Consider the following 14975-nt stretch of genomic DNA (forward strand, 5'->3'; position numbering starts at 1 on the left):
GGTGGTCCTCACCACGATCGCCGCCGTCGTGGCGAGTCTGCTGGCCCTGGGTCCACGGGCCCCTTCCTACAGTGCGACCACGAGGATGCCGCTGACGCCGCTCGCGCAGTCGGATGAGACGTTCCTCGGAACCAGCCTCGTCCGTGATGCGGGCGATGCCACTCGTACCTCCTCCATGGCGGCGCAACTGCTGGACTCCCACCGCGTCGCGGCCGCGACCGCCCAGGCCCTCGGAGGGCGCTGGACGCCCGAATCCGTCCGTACCGCTGTCGACGTCGCGCCGGTCGGTGAAACGAACCTGATCGGGGTCACCGCCCGAGCGGCCGACCCGGACCAGGCGGCCCGCCTCGCGGAGACGTTCGCGGAGACGGCCCTGAAAGACCGGTGGCAGACGGTCTCCGCCGAACTGGACCGCCGCATCGCCTTCGCGGCCAGGAACACCGCTGCCGATCCGAACACCGGAGAAGAGTCACGGAAGCTCCAACTGCTCAAGTTCGTCCGTGAGTCCGGCGCGGACCCCACCCTGGGAATCGAGTCGACCAGTCCGCCGACGCGCGTCAAGGAGATGCCCGCGGCCGTGACGATCGGCATGGCGGGAGTCGGTGGGATGTTCGCCGGCATTCTCGCGGCCGTCGCGATCGAGCGCTTCAGGCGCCGCGCCCACAGCGACGACGTCGCGGTCGACGGACGCGAGCTCTCGGTGTCCTCACCGGAAATCCTGAGGAGGTGAATCCCAATGTCGTTGCCTGCTCCTGGATCGCCGCCGCTCCGGCGGATCCCCCGTCTCATGGGCATGCCGATCCATGCGGTGACGCTGGACGAGGCCGTGGACCAGGTGTTCGACAGCTTGGCGAACAGCCGGGGCGGGACAGTGCTGACGCCGAACATGGAGATCTTGCGGCAGTACCGGCGCTCGCCGGACCTGCGGCGGATGTTCGAACACACCGAGCTCGTCGTCACCGACGGAATGCCGTTGGTGGTCGCGCTGCGGATCCAGAGAACGCCGGTGCCCCGGCAGATCACGGGCACGGACATGCTCTGGGCACTGGCCGAGGGAGCAGCCGCGCGCGGGCGTTCGATCCTGCTCGCAGGGGGGCGTCCCGGCGAGGCACAGCGCGCCGCCGACCGTCTCACGCAGGTGAACCCGGGGCTGCGCGTCGACACCTACCCGTGCTACGTCCGGCCCGACACCATGGCCCGAGAACTGGCGGCCCTCTCGCGCACACTGATCGCCTCGTCGCCGGACATCGTGTTCCTCGGTCTGCCCTTCGCGAGCCAGACATCGGTCATGGCCGATCTGCGCCCCGCCCTGCCGGGCACATGGTTCGTGGGCGTGGGCTCGAGTTTCGATTTCATCAACGGCGATCGCACACGTCCCCCGGACATCGTGCAGCGGCTCTGCCTGGAGTGGGCCTGGCGGCTCACGAGGCAGCCCTGGCTCTGGCGCCGCTACCTCGTCCAGGGGGCTCCCCCCGCCGCTCGCCTGGCCGTCCACGCCCTGCGCAAGCGGTGGCAGCGCGAAGGGTCGTCGGCGAGGTCGGCCGGCAGCCCGGCACGGCCGTGAAGGTCCGTACCCACGTGACCTCCAGGCCGCGCGACCTGACCGGACGCGGTCTGATCGCCTCCGCTTCATGGATGACGGGAAGTCATCTGGTCGCCCAGGCCTTCGCCTACGGGTCGCTCATCTTCCTCGCGCGACGCCTACCGCCCGCCAGCTTCGGGACCGTGGCGGTCGGAACGGCCGTCGTCTACATCGCGACCCTGCTGGTGGAACGCGGCACCTACGGCGCCATCATGGTGCATCCGCATCTCACCCGCGCCTACCTCGTACGCACCTTCTGGCGCTGCTTTCTCATCGGCACAGCGCTCGGCGCGGCGATGGCGGCGTCCGCGGGGCCCCTGGTGGGCACCTTCGCGGGAGGCGGAGACGCGCCCGCCGTCGCACTGCTCGCGGTCTGCCTGCCTCTGCACGCGATCTCGGTCATCCCCACGGCGCTGCTGCACAAATCGATGCGGTTCCGGCGGCTCGCCTGGGCGTCGGCAGCCGCCAACATCGTGTCCGCCGCGGTGGCCGTGGCCGCGGTGCTGGCCGGCGCGGGCGTCTGGTCGCTGGTGGCGCGCCAAGTGGTGTTGTTCGCTCTGCTGGCGGTGCTCACCACCGCGCTGTGCCTGCCCGGTCTGCGCCATCGGTCGGCGTTGCCGTACCCCGCCGGTGCGCAGGAACACGAGCGCACCGGCGATCGGTGGTTCTTCCTGTTCGGCGCCACCATGATGCTGGCCGCCAACATCGACTACCTGATCGTGGGCCTCTCCAGTGACGCGAGCCTCGTCGGTCTCTACGCTCTGGCCTTCACGATCGCCATGGCGCCCTCGACGCAATTCTCGGAGCAGGTCGGAAAGGTCCTCTTCGCCGCCTCCGCGTCCAGCCCGGAGACCAGCGGGGAGCGGACGGTGCAGTCCGTACGCCTGATGTCGGCGCTTCTGCTGCCGATGCTGCCCGCCGGCATTCTGCTCGCACCGGTGGCGCTTCCGGCGGTCCTGGGGCCCGAATGGACGGGGATGGTGGTCGCCTTCCAGGTGCTGTGGGTGGCCGGCATCGGTTACGCCATCGACAACTGCATAGGTGAGGCGCTCTCCGGGATCGGACACATCGCCTTCCGCGCGAAGGTCATGGCCGCCCGTTGTGTCGCCACCGCGATCGCCCTGTGGGTGCTCGTGTCGATCGACGGGATCCGCGGGGCCGCACTCGCGCACCTCGTGGTCTTCGTGCCGTACGTGGCGCTGTACGCCACCGTCGGTGCACGGCTCGCCGGAACCGGAGCCCGGGAGCTCTGGCATGCCGTGCGCCCGATCGTGGCCGCGGTGGCATGGCAGGTGGCGGTGACCTTCGCCCTGCTCCTCCCCCTGAGGGCCTCCGGGACGTCCGACAGCGTCGCCGTCTGCGCCGCGGTCGCCGCCGGGCTGGCGGTATGCGGGGTCCTGCTGCTGCGGCCCTTCCTCCGGAGGCGGTCACAGTGACCTGGACAGCGACCGGACGGAAAGGGGCGCCCTCCCTGGCGCCGCTCGCGTCCCCGTCGCGCCGTCGCGTCATCGGCACGGCGTGTGTCGCCGTGCTGGCAGCGCTCGCGTTCGGGGCCCTCCTCCCCAGTGACCCGCTCGCGGCCGTCGCCGCGATCGTGGTGATCCCACTGGCGTTCGGGGCTCCGGTCGCCGCGCTGTCCGCGCTGCTCGCCCTCACGGTGCTGGTGCCCTTCCCCGTACAGGACCAGTTCTCCGTCATCGGCGGATCCGGCCGCCCCGGGCTGCTGCTCGCCGACGTCATCCTCGTCCTGGGACTGTGCAGGATCGGATGGCTGATCCTTTCGCGCAGGCTGAGGATCGACGTGCCGCTCCTCGCCGCCGCGGCCGTCGCCCTGGTGCTCACCGCGGCCCTGGCATGGGGAATCGCCCACGGAGCCGCCGTCAGCGAGGCGGGCCATGAAGCGCGTCGTGTGATGCTCGGCGTGGGCGCGTTCGTGCTGGCGTGGCCCCTGGTCCGCGAGGAGGCGGCCCGACGACGTCTCGAGAAGGGACTGATCGCCATCGGCCTGGCTCTGGGCGCCTGGGGGCTGATCCAGTGGGGGTTCTCCATCAGCTACACGAGCGCGGCCGATGTCGGCGTACGCCGCGGCGTGGACCTCACGTCATCGGGCCACGGCTCACTGCAGGGCGGGCTGTACGCGTATCCGGTCGCCGTGACCCTCGCCTGGGCCGCCCTGGTGTCCGGTCGCGTGCGGTCGACCCCGGTGCGGTGGCTGCTGGCGGCGATCGTGTGCTTGAACGCGCTCTGCGCCTGGCTGACGTACGAGCGGACCTTCTGGGTGGCCGCGGCGGTGGCCTGCGGCGTCGTGCTGATGATGTCGGGAGCCCAGGCGCGCCGGCTCGCGGCGAGGTGGGTGCCCATCGGTGCCGCGTCGCTGCTCGTCTGCGTCTTCGCGCTCGCACCCGGCGAGCTCCGTACGGCCGTCGAACGCATGCTCTCGGTCACTCGGCTCGAGGTCGACAAGTCCTACGAGTACCGGGTGATCGAGTCACAGATCGTCGGGGACGAGATCAGAAACAGCCCCCTGACCGGATCGGGCTTCGGCGCCACGATCACCTGGGGCAAGGGCGATACGTTCAACACGCTGACGACCCCCTTCGCCCACAACGGGTACCTCTGGCTGGCATGGAAGATCGGCATACCGGCGGCGCTCTTCCTCGTGTCGGTGATCGTGGCGGCGGTCGTGCGGCGGGGTCCGCCCGTGGAGGAGTGGCGGTGGCACGCCCTCCGGATCGGCAGCCGAGCGGCCCTGCTCGCGCTTCTCCTGATCAGTGTGACCTTTCCGGCTTTCGACGCGCTGGGTGTCACCGCGGTGATGGGCCTGCTGGTCGCCGTCTGCTTCAGCGGTGGCGGCGACGCACCGCCGGGGAGACCGCTGTCGCCGCCCCGCGGCGGTACGACGGAGCAGGCCCGGCCGCGTGCGCGGCGGATATGAGGAGACGATGCTCGTGCCGGCCACTCGCGGTTCCCGTGACAAGGGCCTTGCTCCCTATGGCGCGTTGGCGCGTCACGCACGGCGCCTGGCCGGCGCCGTGCTGAGCGTCGTGCTCCTCGCCACGGCGACGTCCGGATGGTCCGGCGACCCCGGACCCGACCCGGCGCAGCAGCGACAGCACGGGTTCGCCCTCCCCACGTACACCCGTGACGGGTACGGCGATACGCGGATACTCGAGGGCCGTCTCCGTGAGATCGCCGACGTCGGCGGGGGATGGGTGCAGATCGCCCCCACATGGTTCCAGGCCGGTGCCGAGGCCGACGAGGTCACCCGGGCGCCGGCCGGTGCGGTGTGGCAGACGCCCGACGACGCCGGAGTGCGGAAGGTGATCGCCCTGGCCCACGAGCGCGGACTGAAGGTCCTGCTCAAACCGCATATCGATCTGCCGGGCGGCGAAAGCCGGAGCCACATCCGGCCACGCGACCCCGCGACATGGTTCGCCTCCTACACCGCCTTCATCACCCACTACGCGGATCTGGCCGGACGGACCGGAGTGGAGCAGTTCGCCGTCGGGACCGAGCTCGAGGGGGTCTCGGGGGACCGGGACAAGTGGCTGGACGTCATCCGGTCCGTACGTGCCCGCTATCCGGGGCCGCTGGTGTACGCGGCCAACTACGACGAGTACCCCCGGGTCGCCTTCTGGGACGCCGTGGACCTGATCGGTGTCGACGCCTACTGGCCCCTGAGCGAGCGGCCCACCCACGATGTCGAGGCGCTGGAACGGAGCTGGAGACCTATCCGGGAGGACTTGGCGGCGTTCGCGGCCGAACGAGGTCGCCGGATCCTGTTCACCGAAGCCGGCTATGTCAGCCAGCGCGGGTCCACCACCGCCCCGTACTCCTGGACGATCAGCAGGACGCCGGACCAGGCGGAGCAGGCGGCCGGCTACGAGGCGCTGCTCGCGAGCTTCCGGAGCGAGCCCTGGTGGGCCGGTGTCTTCTGGTGGGTCTGGGACGTGACGCCACACGGCAGCCAGGATGACGTCCTCGACTACACGCCGCGCGGCAAGGAGGCCGAGAAGGTGGTGCGCCGATGGTGGACGTGATCGGCGCGGCCGGTGGCCCCCGCGTGCCTCGCTCCGGCGTGGGTCCGCCGACGGTGCGCTGCCATGGAGGTGCGTCGTGCGACAGGACGCGATGAGCAACGCCACGGGCGCGGTCGAGTCGCTGCGGAGGATCCTGGGGCCGCGGGGCCGCCGAGCGGCGCGGCACGCCGTCGACGCGGTCGCCGGTCCCTGGCTCGGATCGATCCGGCGCGTGCGGACGAACCTCCCCTACGTCGCCGTGACCTTCGACGACGGGCCCGACCGGACGTGGACCCCGCAGGTGCTCGACGTCCTCACCGAGCGGGCGTGCCACGCGACGTTCTTCATGCTGGTGGGCAACGCCCGTCGGCACCCCGAACTGGTCCGCCGTATGGTCGCCGAGGGGCACGAGGTCGCCCTGCACGGAGCTGATCACCGGAGCCTCGTGCACCTGTCACGCCGGGCGGTACGGGTGCGCCTCGCATCGGCGGCGTCGGAACTCGCGGCGATCGCCGGAACCCCCGTCACGCTGTTCCGGCCCCCCTTCGGAGCACAGACACTGCGGAGCTATCTCGGCATACGGGACGTCGGCCTCGACTGTGTCGTCTGGGACCTGGACAGCCTCGACTGGCGCGGTGGAAACGAGCGGGACGTCGCGGACAGTGTCGTCACCCGGGCCACCGCGGGGACCATCGTCCTCGCGCACGACGGCCGCGCGGCCATCGACGAGGGCGCGAGTCCCCACCCTCCCTTCGACCGCGCCAGGATGGCGGAACTCCTCATCGGCGGACTGGCGAGGCGCGGGCTGCGCACCATCACCGTGTCGGACCTGCTCGCCATCGGCGACGTGCGTCGCACGGTCTGGTTCTCCCACTACACACCCCCCGAGCATGCGGCTCTGGACGGCCGCTGACCATGCGCATAGGAAGGCGGACATGATGGCGGACATGCGGGGACCAGGACGCGACACCGAGCTGGACGTCGTCATCGCGACCCGTGACCGACCGGCCGACAAGCTGGCGGACTGTCTCGGCGCGCTCTGGCGCCAGAGTTTCGAGCACTTCGGTGTGATCGTGGTCGACGACGGCAGCCGGGACCCGGTGGCGCGTCGCGTCGAGGCGTCCCACCCCACCCGCCCGATCCGGGTCATCCGCAATGCGGAATCGGCCGGCCCCGCCGCGAGCCGCAACAAGGGTGTGGCCCTGTCGGACGCACCGTACGTGCTGTTCATCGACGACGACTGCATCTCCCATCCCGAGCTGGTCGCCCGGCACCACGCCGCACTGGACCGTGCCGCCGGACCCGTGGTCTCCCTCGGCCCGATCCTTTCCCCGCCAGGGCGGCGCCTGCCGCCCTGGACGCACTGGGACGCCGATCGTCTGGGACGGGAATACGCCCGACTGGGCCGCGGTGAGAGCACCCCGGCGTGGACCCACTGCTATACCGGCAACCTCGCGGTCCGCCGCGCGGACTTCCTCGCCATCGACGGGTTCGACGAGCGGCTGGCCCGACAGGAGGACATCGAACTGGGCTTCCGGCTCTCCCGACTGGGCTGCCGCTTCGCGTTCGATCCAGTCGCGGTCGTCTGGCACGACAGCGATCGCACCCTGCGGAACTGGACCCGCATCCCCGCCCGCAGCGCACATTTCGACGTTCTCATCGATCAGCTCGTGCCCGATTCCGGACGGCTGTCGTCGGTGCGCGCCGACCTGCGCCATCGGCACCGGCTGCTGCGCCTCGCCCGCCGGGTCTGCCGGCCACCGGTGGCTCACCGGTGCGCCGTCACCGGCGCGATCGCGGCAGGATGCCTGCTCCACGCCCTGCACGCCGATCGCCCGGCGCTGGCGGCCTTCAGCCTGGTCTGGGATCTCGAATACACCCGCGCCCTGGCGGAGGCGACATCCGCCTCCTCAGGGCGACTCCAGCGGCGGCCGGCGTAGCGGAGGATGCGGGCCGGGTGCTCGATCTTCAGGGCAGCCGGCCGGCCATGCGGGCCGCCCGCAAGGCGAGCCACACCTCGGTGAGGTCCGCCGTGGAGGACAGGCTTCTGCCGCTCAGCGTGGCAAAACGGCGCAGTCGGTAGAGCAGGGTGTTGGGGTGGATGTGCAGGGCCCGCGCCGCTTCCTCCGTGGACCGGTCGCGCTCCAGCCAGGTGAGGGCGGAGAGGACGAGCGCACTGCCGTGCTCGCCGTCGTACCGCAGTGGCGCACCGAGCACCTGGTCCACCAGCCCGTCCAGCACGGCAGGGTCCTCGTGCAACCACCGGTCGGTCGTGTCGTCGCCGCACGCGACCAGCGCTCTGCCCGACGCCCGTGCTCGGGTGAGCGCCAGACAGGCCTCGCGCCGTGGCACGCCGAAGGTGCTGCCAGGGGCGAAGGGGCGTGAGACACCGGCTCTCGTACGGGCCAGGGCCGCGAGGGCGTCGAGGGCCGGCGGCGAGTCGGCGAGGAGCACGTACAGGCCCTCGTGCCGGCGCAGCACCAGGTACGGTACGGCGGCTTCGTCGAGGGCGTGGACCACCGCGGCGTCGTCGAGCGCAGCGCCGTCCTCGCCCTCGAGCACCGCCAGGAGAACGAGTGCTTCCTCGGTGAACCCCAGCCGGATCAGATACCGGCGCGCGGTCTGCGGGTCCAGGGCGTCCCGCACGAGTTCGGCGAGGAGCTCCGCGCCTCGGCGGCGCAGCGTTTCGCGTTCGTGGCGGACCATGGAGAGCTGCAGTGCCGCGACGGTCGCGATGTGCTGGACCACGCCGAGTCCCGCCGGTGGCACGCCCCGCCCCGGCCCGTCGTCCTGCCGCTCCAGGGCCAGGAGGTATCCGGCGGGTCCGCCCGGTGCGGGCACCGGCAGGAGGTGGCCGCCGGGGACGGTCGGGGCCGGGTCGGCCGAGGCGGGCAGCAAGGCCGCGTGGCGGGCGCCGGGTACGGGTACGCCGGGCAGCAGGGGGTGGCCCTGCCTCGTACAGAGGTAGAGGGAGTATCCGGAGAGCCGCTCCAGCCGACGGAAGAGTTCCGCGGCGGTGAGGTCCTCGGCGGCGAGCCAGCGCAGTGCGCCGTACACCTGCACCTGAGCGCTCAGCCGGTTGCGGGCGTCCGCCTGCGCGGCGGCCGCGACCTCCTGCGCCACCGCGATGAAGGGAACTTGGAGGGGCAGTTCCAGTACGGGCATGGCTCGGTCCTCCGCGGCGTCGAGGAACTCCCGGTGCAGCGGAGGAACGTGCAGGTGGGCGGAGAGCGTGAGCGCGGCCACGCCCGCGGCGTGGAGCCGCTCGATGTACGCGCGCTGCCGGACGGCGCTCCGGGGGATGGCGATGCCCGTCGTCATGATCAGCTCGGCGCCGAGGAGCCACGGGGTCGGGTCCTCCAGCTCGCTCACATGCGCCCAGGCCACCGGCCGGTCGAGCCCCGCTTCGCCGGCGAGGACGCGCAGTTGGAGAGCGGGCGAACGCACCAGGTCGTGGACCCGCAGCGCTGCCGGCATCGCGGTCATCGCCGTCATCGCCGTCATCGAGCACATGCTGCACGGTGGCGGCCCCTGACGGAAGAGGTGCCGCATTCGAATGCCGCACCAAAGCCCACGTCGTCGCCGCTGTCCGCGAGCCACCGACCGCCGAACCACGAAGGGGCTGGACCGGCCGACGCACAACGCCTCGCCTTCGCGGTCGCGGGCCCGCGCCGCGTTGTGGCGACGAACAAAGGAGAGACCCACGTTTGAGCGCCGCACCATTGCCGCTCGCCGCGCGGCGACCGCACACTCTGGCTTCCGGTTCCGGGCCCGGGTGCCTCGGAACCACCGACAACGGGAGGGTCCATGGCGGTCAAGCCTGTCCGGGGCTACCGCGCCGACCACAGCGGCGTGGATGTCATCGAGAGCCTGTCCATCCAGCACGTGCCGTTCGCCGAACGGCACGGAAAGCTCTGGAAGCAGGGCCCGTTCTGGTTCCAGGGGAATTTCCAGCCCTTCACGCTGTCGCTCGGTTTCATCGGCCCAGGGTTGGGTCTGTCCGTCGGCTGGACCGTGCTGGCCGGCGCGCTGGGGCTGCTGGTGGGCACCTTCTTCATGGCCTTCCACGCCAGCCAGGGCCCGCAGCTGGGTCTTCCGCAGATGATCCAGTCGCGCGGGCAGTTCGGGTACCGCGGGGTGATCGTGCCCCTGGCGGCCACCTTGTTCACCTTCGTCGGCTTCAACGTCGTCGACACGATCATCATCGGCAACGGCCTTCAATCCGTCTTCGGCTGGGACGCCACCGCGGTCGGGATCGGCATCACCGTCATCGCGGTCGTCCTGGCCGTGTATGGGCACGACTGGCTGCACCGTGCCTTCCAGGTGCTGTTCTGGTGCTCGGCGCCGTGCTGGTTGGTGCTCTCCGCGGGGATCCTGACCGGGCAGGTGGCCGGCGCACCGGACACCGGAGCAGCGGGCGCCGGAGCAGCGGGGGCCGGCGGTTTCACGATGGTCGCCTTCATGGTGCAGTTCACCGCCGTGGCCGGCTACAACATCTCGTACGCCCCTTATGTCTCGGACTACTCGCGCTACCTGCCACGCGAGACCCCGACCTCCCGCATCATCGCCTCGGTGTTCGCAGGCGCGGCCGGTTCGCCGATGTGGCTCATCCCCATCGGCGCGTGGATGGCCTCCACCCTCCGCGTGAACGATCCGCTGGCCGGGATCCGCGCCGCGGGGGACCAGGTGGTGACCGGGCTCGGTGCCGTCCTGACGCTGCTGTCGGTGCTGGCGCTGGTCGCCACCATGGGACTCAACGCCTACAGCGGCATGCTGACGGTCCTCACCGGGGCCGACTCGGTCCGCCCGTTCCGGCCGGGACGGCGGGCCCGGATCGTCACGATCAGCGGCCTCGCCGTCGTCTGGTGTGCGGTGGGCCTCAGTGTCTCGGCCGACTTCTCCACGGCACTGGGCAACGCCCTGCTCCTCATGCTGTACCTGCTGATCCCGTGGACCGCCGTGAACCTCGTCGACTACTTCTTCGTCCGCCGAGGCCGCTACGCCATCACCCACCTGTTCCGGCCGGACGGGATCTACGGCACCTGGGCGTGGCGCGGCCTGGTGGCCTACGCGGTGGGTCTGGTCCTGATGGTGCCGTTCATGGTGGTGGGTCCCTTCACCGGACCTGTCGCGAAGGCGCTCGGCGGGATCGACGTGGCCTTCGTCGTCGGGCTCGCCGTATCGGGCGTCCTGTACTACGTCCTGACCCGCGCGTCGGACCTGGCGACGGAGGAGCCGGCGGTCGCCGCCAGCGAACGCGAACTGGCCTCGCCGCAACCGGCGCACACCGACGGCTCGCCGACCCCGGCCGCGCCTCCTGCGGAGCCCGGCGGACTCGCAGCCGCCACCGACAGCCTGCCGGCGGTGGACAGGTGAGCGCCTCCGCGGAAGCCGAGGTGCGCGCGGCCGCCGCCGGCCTGGTGGCCGCCTTCGGCGCCCACGACACGCACCGGTACTTCGCCGCCTTCGCCGAGGACGCCACCTTCCTCTTCCCCACCGAGCCGCGGTTTCTCGCCACGCGGGCCGCGTACGAGGAGCTGTGGCGCGCGTGGGAGGCGGACGGGTTTCGCGTACTGGCCTGCCGTACGCGGGACACCGAGGTCCGTGTCGTCGGCGAGGGCCTGGCCGTGCTGACCCACCGGGTGCGCACTCGCCTCGCCACGAAGGACGCCGCTGACGGCGAGGAACTGCGCGAACGGGAGACCGTCGTGTTCCGGCGGGCCCCGGACGGTCGCTGGCTCGTGGTCCACGAACACCTCTCGCCCGAGCCGTGACCGGCTCCCACACTGCCGAGGACGCTCCCGCACACCCGACCATCCACCTGGAGGGACGCTCATGAGAAGCACCGCACGCACGGTACGCACCGTACGACCCGGACGCCCGGCCCGAACCTGGATCGGTGCGGCGGTGATGGCGCTTGCCGCCCTGCTGATCACCGGGCTCGGCCCGGCGTCGGCCACCGACACCCCTACGGACCGGCTGCCGGCCCTGGAACCGCTCCAGCGGGAACTGGCCGACAACGACCTTGTCCGTGAGCCGGACACGGCGATCACCTGGCTCCGCTTCACCGGAGCACCCGCGAACCTCGGCTCCGGCGCCCTGCACGTGGTCGGACGGCGCACCAAGGAAGAGGCGGCCGCGGCCACTCCGGGCAACAATGTGCTGCCCGCGTACCAGCGGATCTCCCGGTCGGACGGCACCTCCTACGAGGTCCCGGTCGGCCTGATGACCTATCACGACGAGCACAAGCACTTCCACATGGACGGCATCTCCCGCTACCGGCTGATCAACTCCGCCGGGCAGATCGTGCGCGAATCGCCGAAGGTCGCCTTCTGCCTGGTCGACCTGGAGATCGCGGACTCGACACTCCCCGGCGCCCCCGTCAACCCCGTGTACAACTCCTGCTCGCACAACGCCCACGCCACGAGCCTGACGATGGGCATCTCCGTGGGCTGGGCCGACGTCTACGACAAGGCGCTCGGCGGGCAGTCCTTCGACGTCAGCGAACTGATGCAGCTTCCGCCGCAGCAGTACACGCTGGAGATGACGACGAACCCGCTGGGCCTCCTGCACGAGACCAACCGCACCAGCCCGAAGACGACTTCGGTGACCGTGACCATCGGCCAGGGCGTACCCGTCGGTGTCGGCGGACCCCGTCCGGGCGTCTGACGGAGCGACCACACGAACCGGTCCCGCGGGGCAGCTGGAGACGCCTCCCGCTGCCCCGCGCTATCGGCGGCGAGGACATACAACAGGGCCGGCGTGCCCGCCCCGCGCCCCCTGGGCCGATCTTCTCGGTCAGCTGCCCGCGTCGACGCCGTCCGCTGGGGCTCCTGCCGTTGCCCTTGGCCGCCACGGGGAGTGCGGGAGTGATGGTGATCACGGACGTCCTTCGGACGGTGTTGCGTACGCTGGTCCCGTCGTTGCGGCGGGGCCGAGGGGTGGGGGTGAAGCCGTCCTCCTCCAGTGCCACGAAAAATGGTGGCCACTGCCGGCGACGCGCCCCCCTTGTACAGTGATGAACGCCCTTGACCTGCAGTAAGCAGGCAGGGAGCCGACCTCAAGGAGCACTCAATGCTGCGCACCCTGTTCAAGTCCAACATCTAGCGGTTAATTGTTTTTGCAGCTCAGGCCCCTGGCCATCGCTTCCGAGTCAGTAAGTGGTCAGCACCAGGCCAGGCCGTGTCCGGCTGCGCCTTCGCCCCGGCGAATCGCCCCGCACGAGGAGGCGGCGCTCGATCCGCTGCTGGAGGACCTCGAGTGAGGTCCGGCTGCACGGCGGCCTGGCGTGGTGGAACCGCTGCCGGTAGAGGTCAGGTGGTCAGCCCGCCTGCCGCGAGGCGATCACTCATGTCGCTCACCAGCCCCCTGCCCGAACCGGCAGCCGTGGTGAGCAGTTCTTCGAAGGCCCTGAGACGACGGAACGTCTCTGCATACGTCCTCTGCTTCTCCAGGGGGAGCTGAAGCACCTGGAGACGCCGGATGTCGATCCTGGACGAACTGGAGGCATGGGTGCCTGCCTGGCGGCCGTTCGTCGGCGCGTACAGACAACCGGCGAGGAAATGGGCTTCCAGCTTCTCCGTATCCACCTGCAGGAGGTGGAGCTGAGGGCCCAGGGCCATGGGCGGTCCTTCGTGGACCCACGCCTTGAAGGCTCGCGCCACGCCGGCGACCACGACGTCGCCCTCCTCCGCGACAGCCGGGGCCGAGGCGGCGGGGACCACACCGCCGGGAGTGCCGTCGTGCAGGAGATCGGCGATGGTGAGGAGTGGAACGGTGGCCCCGCGAGCCGTCGCGGCGGACTCCGGCGGCTGCTGGCCTGCGCGCAGCGTCAGCGCTCCGGCTTTGACGAGGTCCCCCACCGTCGTCGTGGTCTGTGAGGTCCCGGTCTCGAAATCGAGTTGGGACAAACGCCGTGACTGATCGGCCAGTTCGGTCAGCAGCGACTCGAACGCGCTCCACTTCCCGGCCAGTTCCTCACGGGACGGCTCGTCCATCGTCGCGGTGTAGCGCCCCGGGGTGACGTCCACCTCGTCGTCGAGGAGGTCGAGCAGGGGGACGCGTACGGCGCCCTTCGGTGGATCCCGGTCCACCTGGTCGAGGGTCGCCATCGACGTCAGGACGAACGAACCGAGGCCGTCCCAGTCGGGGCTCGGCTCGCGCGTTCCCGGCCTGGCGAAACGTGTGGCATCCACCAGAAGGACGTGCTGGCTCGGGGGAGTGGTCGAGGGGCCCTCCGGTGCCGCGCGGAGAATCCACAACTGCAGTGACACGCTGTGCGGTTGTGCGCTGCCGGGGGGCAGGGAGACGACCGCGCGGAGTGCTCCGGTGCGCAGCAGCGAGCCTCGGATACGGCGGCCCGCCTTGCGTGACGCGACGGCCGGGGGAAGAACGACCACGGCGGCCCCGCCCGGCTCGAGGTGGGCGAGCAGGTGTTGCACCCAGGCCAGTTCGGGCTCGGTGCGAGGGGGGAGACCGTGCGTCCAGCGCTGGTCGGTGGCGAGCTCCTCGTAGCCCCAGTCGCGTTCGTTGAAGGGGGGGTTGCACAAGGCGATGTCGGCCTTCGCTCCGGCGAAGGGATCGTCTCGCAGGGTGTCGGCGGTGGCGATCCGAGGCCGGATGTCGTGCTCTTCCGCGAGGAACGCGAGTCGGCCTGCTGTCAGCGCGGCCAGCGCCGGGTCCCGTTCGCACGCGAGTACCTCGAGCCCGGGGCCGTCGTACTCCCGCACGGCCGCGGCGGCCAGGTGTCCGGTACCGCTCGCCGGATCGAGGAGGGTCAGTCCGTCCTGTGCCGGGCCGAGGCGGACGGCGAGGGCGATCTGGGCCATCAGGGCGGCGAGTTGTGGTGGCGTGGTGCTGAGCTGTCGAACGTGGGTTTCCAGCCATCGTTGCAACAGGAACTCGAAGGTCTCGCGCGCTCCCTCCTTCCGCCCCACCTTCGCGGCCTGGGCCGCCAGGCCCCTGGCTTGTGGGGAGAGTCCGGGATGAGCTGTCCGCGTTTGGGGGGAACGCATCAGGCGAGCCGCCTCGGCGATGGCCAGCCCCGACTCGTTCCGGCTGCCGAGTGCCTCGAAGCGCGGCCAGAGGAGTTCCCGGCCGCCGATGTCCCTGAGCTTGCCGTTGTCCCGTAGCCACCGCTCGACCTCTGCCAGCGAGAACTGCGGACTGACGTCGGTGCCCCCGATCCGGGTGGGAAAGGAGTCGTGGCGGCGGCGCCAGTTGCTCACGGCGGCCCGCCCGACGCCTGCGATCCGAGCGATCTCGGCCAGGCTGACGGGGACGGCGTCATGGGCGCTCATGGTTCAGTCTCCGAGGTCCTTGGCGGCTGGCTTGTCGGCGTTCCCAGCAGCCGTTCATGCGGGGAAGGCTACTAC

Annotated in this window: 12 protein-coding genes; 10 read left to right on the forward strand and 2 right to left on the reverse strand. The window is 71.0% G+C overall.

Annotated features, from left to right (window positions below; genetic code table 11):
• The first annotated feature begins 85 nt into the window (after positions 1-85).
• The 7 genes from ACFYV5_RS04570 (at position 86) to epsD (ending at position 7541) form a co-directional block, all read left to right on the forward strand.
• On the forward strand, positions 86-730 hold the full coding sequence (locus tag ACFYV5_RS04570; protein WP_389164256.1) for a hypothetical protein: 645 nt from the start codon (positions 86-88) through the stop codon (positions 728-730).
• A 57-nt stretch (positions 731-787) separates the two neighbouring features.
• Positions 788-1564, forward strand: a complete 777-nt coding sequence (locus tag ACFYV5_RS04575; RefSeq protein ID WP_389164259.1) for a WecB/TagA/CpsF family glycosyltransferase — start codon at positions 788-790, stop codon at positions 1562-1564.
• 14 nt (positions 1565-1578) lie between these two features.
• Complete coding sequence (locus ACFYV5_RS04580) at positions 1579-3018, forward strand: oligosaccharide flippase family protein (RefSeq protein WP_355109853.1); 1440 nt, start codon at positions 1579-1581, stop codon at positions 3016-3018.
• Positions 3015-4517 (forward strand): O-antigen ligase family protein, encoded by a 1503-nt coding sequence (locus ACFYV5_RS04585; protein WP_389164262.1) that lies wholly within the window; start codon positions 3015-3017, stop codon positions 4515-4517. Before ACFYV5_RS04580 ends, ACFYV5_RS04585 begins: the two co-directional genes overlap by 4 nt.
• A gap of 13 nt (positions 4518-4530) precedes the next feature.
• Positions 4531-5622 carry a glycoside hydrolase family 113 gene (locus ACFYV5_RS04590; RefSeq protein ID WP_389164265.1) on the forward strand — a complete coding sequence of 364 codons (1092 nt, stop codon included), beginning with the start codon at positions 4531-4533 and terminating at the stop codon, positions 5620-5622.
• A 76-nt stretch (positions 5623-5698) separates the two neighbouring features.
• Entirely contained in the window at positions 5699-6514 is an 816-nt protein-coding gene (locus ACFYV5_RS04595) for a polysaccharide deacetylase family protein (RefSeq protein WP_389164268.1), read from the forward strand.
• A 22-nt stretch (positions 6515-6536) separates the two neighbouring features.
• A complete protein-coding gene (epsD, locus tag ACFYV5_RS04600; RefSeq protein WP_389164271.1) occupies positions 6537-7541 on the forward strand; it encodes an exopolysaccharide biosynthesis glycosyltransferase EpsD in 1005 nt (334 codons plus the stop codon).
• 28 nt (positions 7542-7569) lie between these two features.
• On the opposite strand, the gene ACFYV5_RS04605 is transcribed toward epsD, so the two are convergent.
• Positions 7570-9105, reverse strand: a complete 1536-nt coding sequence (locus ACFYV5_RS04605; RefSeq protein WP_389164274.1) for a PucR family transcriptional regulator — start codon at positions 9103-9105, stop codon at positions 7570-7572.
• A gap of 303 nt (positions 9106-9408) precedes the next feature.
• Here ACFYV5_RS04605 and ACFYV5_RS04610 point away from each other — a divergent pair, with 303 nt between their 5' ends.
• From ACFYV5_RS04610 to ACFYV5_RS04620, 3 genes are all read left to right on the forward strand, one after another.
• Positions 9409-10977 carry a purine-cytosine permease family protein gene (locus ACFYV5_RS04610; RefSeq protein WP_389164277.1) on the forward strand — a complete coding sequence of 523 codons (1569 nt, stop codon included), beginning with the start codon at positions 9409-9411 and terminating at the stop codon, positions 10975-10977.
• On the forward strand, positions 10974-11375 hold the full coding sequence (locus ACFYV5_RS04615) for a YybH family protein (RefSeq protein ID WP_389164280.1): 402 nt from the start codon (positions 10974-10976) through the stop codon (positions 11373-11375). Before ACFYV5_RS04610 ends, ACFYV5_RS04615 begins: the two co-directional genes overlap by 4 nt.
• A gap of 61 nt (positions 11376-11436) precedes the next feature.
• The gene (locus ACFYV5_RS04620; protein WP_389164282.1) at positions 11437-12270 is read left to right on the forward strand and encodes a lysyl oxidase family protein; all 834 of its coding nucleotides are present in this window, start codon (positions 11437-11439) and stop codon (positions 12268-12270) included.
• 644 nt (positions 12271-12914) lie between these two features.
• Here ACFYV5_RS04620 and ACFYV5_RS04625 read toward each other — a convergent pair.
• Complete coding sequence (locus tag ACFYV5_RS04625) at positions 12915-14900, reverse strand: N-6 DNA methylase (protein WP_389164285.1); 1986 nt, start codon at positions 14898-14900, stop codon at positions 12915-12917.
• Positions 14901-14975: the final 75 nt, after the last annotated feature.

The organism is Streptomyces sp. NPDC003035 (genome assembly GCF_042888285.1).
Lineage (GTDB): Bacteria > Actinomycetota > Actinomycetes > Streptomycetales > Streptomycetaceae > Streptomyces.

Coding starts and splice junctions, on each gene's coding strand:
- ACFYV5_RS04570 (WP_389164256.1), top strand. CDS start 86: ATGCCGCTGACGCCGCTCGCGCAGTCGGATGAGACGTTCCTCGGAACC.
- ACFYV5_RS04575 (WP_389164259.1), top strand. CDS start 788: ATGGGCATGCCGATCCATGCGGTGACGCTGGACGAGGCCGTGGACCAG.
- epsD (WP_389164271.1), top strand. CDS start 6,537: ATGATGGCGGACATGCGGGGACCAGGACGCGACACCGAGCTGGACGTC.
- ACFYV5_RS04605 (WP_389164274.1), bottom strand. CDS start 9,105: ATGACGGCGATGACGGCGATGACCGCGATGCCGGCAGCGCTGCGGGTC.
- ACFYV5_RS04610 (WP_389164277.1), top strand. CDS start 9,409: ATGGCGGTCAAGCCTGTCCGGGGCTACCGCGCCGACCACAGCGGCGTG.
- ACFYV5_RS04620 (WP_389164282.1), top strand. CDS start 11,437: ATGAGAAGCACCGCACGCACGGTACGCACCGTACGACCCGGACGCCCG.
- ACFYV5_RS04625 (WP_389164285.1), bottom strand. CDS start 14,900: ATGAGCGCCCATGACGCCGTCCCCGTCAGCCTGGCCGAGATCGCTCGG.